Origin of the sequence: Candidatus Thiosymbion oneisti, assembly GCF_900092655.1 — a bacterium.
Taxonomy (GTDB): domain Bacteria; phylum Pseudomonadota; class Gammaproteobacteria; order Chromatiales; family Chromatiaceae; genus Thiosymbion; species Thiosymbion oneisti.
The window spans coordinates 1-4,729 of record NZ_FLUY01000881.1; the positions used below are offsets into that span (position 1 = coordinate 1).

The following is a 4,729-nucleotide window of genomic DNA, read 5'->3' on the forward strand; positions in this document are numbered from 1 at the left end:
GGACCGCCGTCTTTCAGACGGCTTACGGACCCCATCACCAGCTGGCGGCAACGGTCAGAGCAGACGCCTTCCGGGCCGCACCGGATAACGCCGGACCGCCGGCAGGTTTGGCTCCCGTGTATACGAATGCTGGACACAGGCCCGATGCTCTCCGCGGCGCGGAGCTGCCACCTTCCCACGCAGCGCGTGGGAACGAGAAAGACCGCGTTGGGCGTCACCTTTTACGACACCCTCCCGCCGGGAGAAGGCCAGGGAGAAGGGATCAAAAAAGAAACGGGGCGTGGTCGATGAACCGCTCTACGCTAACCACTTGAAAATTTACCGCTACCAGGACCCCCCAAGTGACTATCTTCTGGCTCTCGGCCGCCGCACTCATCGGCCTGGCGCTCCTGTTCGTCGTGCCGCCTCTGCTCTCGCGGCGCGACCGCAGCAGGGATGACCCGGATCGAGACGAGTTCGCCTTGACCCTCTTCCACCGGCAGCTTCAAGAGCTGGATGCGGATCTGGCCGCCGGCGCGCTGGATCGGCAGCAATACCAGACCGCCCGCCAAGACCTGGAGCGGGAGCTGCTCCATGACCTCGAGGGCACCCCTACCGAGCCTGCCGCTGAGGCCGGCGGTGGACGCTGGACCGCCGTATTGCTTGCGGTCCTCCTGCCCACGGTGGCAGTCTCCCTGTATCTGTACCTGGGGAACAGCGATCTCATCCCCCGCTTGGCGGCAGCCACCGCGGGGCCCCAGGCGCCGGCGGCACATCCGGGGCCCCAAGGCGAGATACCACCCCTGAAGGTGATGGTACAGCGCCTGGGGGACAAGCTGGAACGGCACCCGGACAACCTGGAAGGCTGGATGATGCTGGGCCGTACCTACTTCGTCATGGGCCAGCCGCAGCGCGCCCTCCAGGCCCTGGAGCGGGCCTACGACCTGGCACCGGACAACCCGGATGTCCTGGTGGCCTATGCCGAGGCGATTGCCGCCAACCACGGCAGTGCCTTGGCGGGCCGCCCGGCCGAGCTGATCCAAGCCGCCTTGAAGATCGACCCGGAACACACCGGCGCCCGTTGGCTCGAGGGCCTGGTCTCCTTCCAAGCCGCCCGCTATGACCAAGCCGTGGAGCAATGGGAGGCGCTGCTGGCGACTTTCGACCCGGAGAGCACGGAAGCGGCGGAGCTCACGCGCTACATCACCCAGGCCCGCAGCCGCCCAAGGCCGGAGCAGGCGCCGGAGCAAGTACCGGCTGGAACCGAGACCGGGGACACCGCGCAAGGGACCCCACCCAACACCGCTGACGCCGCCAAGCCGGAACGGCCGGCCGGCCCCCAGCCCGCGGCAGCTACCGCCGGGGTAAGGGTAGAAGTATCCCTGGCGGAATCTCTCTGGCCCCAGGCGAATATGAACGACAGCCTCTTCATCTACGCCAAAGCGGCCGCAGGCCCCCCCATGCCGCTTGCGGTCCACCGCGGACACGTCCGGGATCTACCCTTGACTATCACCCTCACCGACGCCATGACGGTGATCCCCACCATGAAGCTATCCGAATTCGATCAAGTGACCATCGGCGCCCGCATCTCCAAGAGCGGCCAGGCCACCCCCCAAAGCGGCGACCTGGAAGGTGAAGTGAGCATGGTCAAACCAGGCCAGATCGGTATCGTGAAGATCCTGATCGATCGGGTGAGACATTGAAAGCTGTATCACGCTCGGGTAAGACCCAGCTCAATGCCATTAAGTTAAGCGTTACCGGTCGACAAATAAGAGGAGAAACGACGAATCACCGAATCCGCGCGAAATTGTCATCCCGAACCGAAGGGAGGGATCTTTTTCGCGCGCTTCGTCGTTTTCTCTTCCGCTAACGTGGGTATTATTCGGTGGCCCTGTCTTCTATCCAGGTCAAGGAGTATTAGCCAACATTTGTATGGTAATCTATGACAACTTCGCGCTTATTGGGCCTACTGGGATAGAAAGGTCAGGCTGTATGCCGACCGACCGGAGCTGGTCGGCGCGGCAGTTTTTGTGAGAATGAGATCAAATGATTACTCGCAATCGCACTATCAATCGCATTATCGTCCTACTGATTTTGGCACTCGTTGTGGCGATTGCCGCCTGGTCGCGCCTCCGCTATGTCGAGGAGAGTGACCATGAGCCGCGACGCATTCCCCTCTATAAGCATCCGGACTTTGAGCATCCGGCCTCCCGGAAGGGGCCTAGCTGATTGGCTTGCCTGTGGGATTAGGTTTTGCTCCACTTCAGGATTGCTAAAAAATCGGGGCCGCAGCTGCGGCCCCGATCAATCAGTCGCTCCCCAATCAACCGCTCAGGGCGGCGTAGGAGCAATGCCCCCCGCCGATGGCGGGGGATTTTTGTCGGTCCTCAATTCGCCTCGGCCGCCGAAAGGTCCCAGACTTTCGGTGAGTGGTAGAGACGCTGAAGCAGCATCTCGCGCTCGATCTCCATCTCCCGCGGTAGGTGATCGCCGAAGCGGGTAAAGAGCTCTTCCTGGTCGTTGGCTTCCTTGCGCGCCACCTCGCGGTCGATGTTCATGATGGCGAAGTAGGATTTCTTGCCGAAATCCAGTCCCTTCCAGTCCAGGGCCTCATAGGGCGGTACCCAGCCCATGGGGCTCTCGATCGCCTCGGCCCCAATCGTACAACGCTCGACGATCCATTGCAGCGCCCGCATGTTCTCGCCGAAGCCGGGCCAGATGAACTTGCCTTTATCGTCCTTGCGGAACCAGTTGACGCGGAAGATCCGCGGCGGCGTGGCCACGCGCGAGCGCCCGATCTTCAGCCAGTGCTTCCAGTACTCGGCCATGTTGTAGCCGATGAAGGGCAGCATCGCCATAGGATCGCGGCGCATGGCCTCCTGGCCGATGGCGGCGGCGGTGGCCTCGGAGCCCATGGTGGCGGCCATGTAGACCCCGTGCTCCCAGTTGTAGCCCTGATAGACCAGCGGGAAGTTGTGGCTCACCCGCCCGCCGAAGATGAAGGCGCTGATGGGTACGCCGGCGGGATTCTCCCAGTCCGGGTCGATGGAGGGACACTGGGAGGCCGGCGCAGTGAAGCGGGAGTTGGGGTGGGCGGACGGGGTGCCCGTACCGGGGTTCCAGTCATTACCCTTCCAGTCGATCGCGTGCGCCGGCGGCTCATCGGTCATCCCCTCCCACCAGATATCGCCGTCGTCGGTGAGGGCGCAGTTGGTGAAGATGCAGTTCTCCTTCAGCGACTCCATGGCATTGGGATTGGACTTGTAGTTGGTGCCCGGTGCCACGCCGAAGAAGCCGTACTCGGGGTTGATGGCGTAGAACTTGCCGTCCTCTTTGGGCTTGATCCAGGCGATGTCGTCGCCGATGGTGGTGACCTTCCAGCCCTCCATGGTCTTCGGCGGGATCAGCATGGCGAGGTTGGTCTTGCCGCAGGCGCTGGGGAAGGCCGCCGCCACGTAGGTCTTCTTCCCCTCGGGGGACTCGATGCCCAGGATCAGCATGTGCTCGGCCAGCCAGCCGTCATCACGGGCCATGACCGAGGCGATGCGTAGGGCCAAACACTTCTTACCGAGCAGGGCGTTGCCGCCGTAGCCGCTGCCGTAGGACCAGATCTCCCGGGTCTCCGGATAGTGGGTGATGTATTTGTCGTCGATATTCGGGGCGCAGGGCCAAGTGACATCCTTCGCGTCCGCTTCCAGGGGGGCGCCGACCGAATGGACGCAGGGCACGAAATCGCCGTCGTCACCCAGCACGTCCAAGACCTGCTGTCCCATGCGGGTCATGATCCGTTGGTTGACCACCACGTAGGCCGAGTCGGTGATCTCGAATCCGATGTGCGCGATGTCGGAGCCCAGCGGGCCCATGCTGAAGGGAATGATGTACATGGTCCGTCCGTGCATGCAGCCCTTGAACTTCTCGTCGAGAATGGCCCGCATCTCTTTGGGGTCCATCCAGTTGTTGGTGGGACCTGCATCCTCTTCCTTCTTCGAGCAGATAAAGGTGCGGTTCTCGACCCGCGCCACGTCGCTGGGGTGGGAGCGGGCGAGATAGCTGTTGGGCCGTTTGTCCGGATTCAAGCGGGTGAAGACCCCGGCCTCCACCAACTCGCCGCACAGGCGGTCATATTCCTCTTGAGATCCGTCGCACCAGTAGATGCGATCCGGCTCGCAGAGTCGGGCTATGTCATCGACCCATGCCAGCAGCTTCTTATTGTTGGTGCGGGTCGCACCGTCGTGGGTAACTGTCATTTCGAGCTTCTCCTCCAATTTTCGCTAGGGGTGGTTTATCGGTAACCGCGGAAAGATCGGAACAGAGAATCGCCAGGCGTTGGCCGGCGACCATCTGAAACCTGAAGAAAAACCGGGGACCGAATCTGCAACAGGCACACAGCGTGTGGTAATCCAGGATATTAGGTTAACGTCTTTTGCAAGCGGGCGCACCGCCACCGGTCGCGCTGTACGCTCCGAACCCGAAGGTGTCAATTGTGGCGTGCGGCGGTGGGGTTGTCCACAATATCATCTCAACCGAACCTGTCATCTCGAGCGCAGCGAGGGATCTTCAATACCAACCCACACCGAGGTCTTCCCATTGAGGATTCATCCTGATGGTGTTATTTAGGCACAAGATCCCTCCTCCGTCAGGACAAGGATTTCTCGGTTGGCTCCCAGGCTCCAGAGACTGTGAAAGTATTCGCTTTTCCCGAAAGCGGTGGGATGAAGTTACCATATTCCACGCTGAATTCCATATCACG

General features: G+C 61.8%; 3 protein-coding genes. 2 read left to right on the forward strand and 1 reads right to left on the reverse strand.

The window, feature by feature from the left end:
- The first annotated feature begins 341 nt into the window (after positions 1-341).
- The gene (ccmI, locus tag BQ17_RS09280; protein ID WP_089726405.1) at positions 342-1,682 is read left to right on the forward strand and encodes a c-type cytochrome biogenesis protein CcmI; all 1,341 of its coding nucleotides are present in this window, start codon (positions 342-344) and stop codon (positions 1,680-1,682) included.
- 343 nt (positions 1,683-2,025) lie between these two features.
- Positions 2,026-2,208, forward strand: coding sequence for a hypothetical protein (locus BQ17_RS09285; protein WP_089726408.1), 183 nt, complete (start codon positions 2,026-2,028; stop codon positions 2,206-2,208).
- A 158-nt stretch (positions 2,209-2,366) separates the two neighbouring features.
- Here BQ17_RS09285 and BQ17_RS09290 read toward each other — a convergent pair whose 3' ends face one another.
- A complete protein-coding gene (locus tag BQ17_RS09290) occupies positions 2,367-4,226 on the reverse strand; it encodes a phosphoenolpyruvate carboxykinase (GTP) (RefSeq protein WP_089726410.1) in 1,860 nt (619 codons plus the stop codon).
- Between the last annotated feature and the right edge of the window lie 503 nt (positions 4,227-4,729).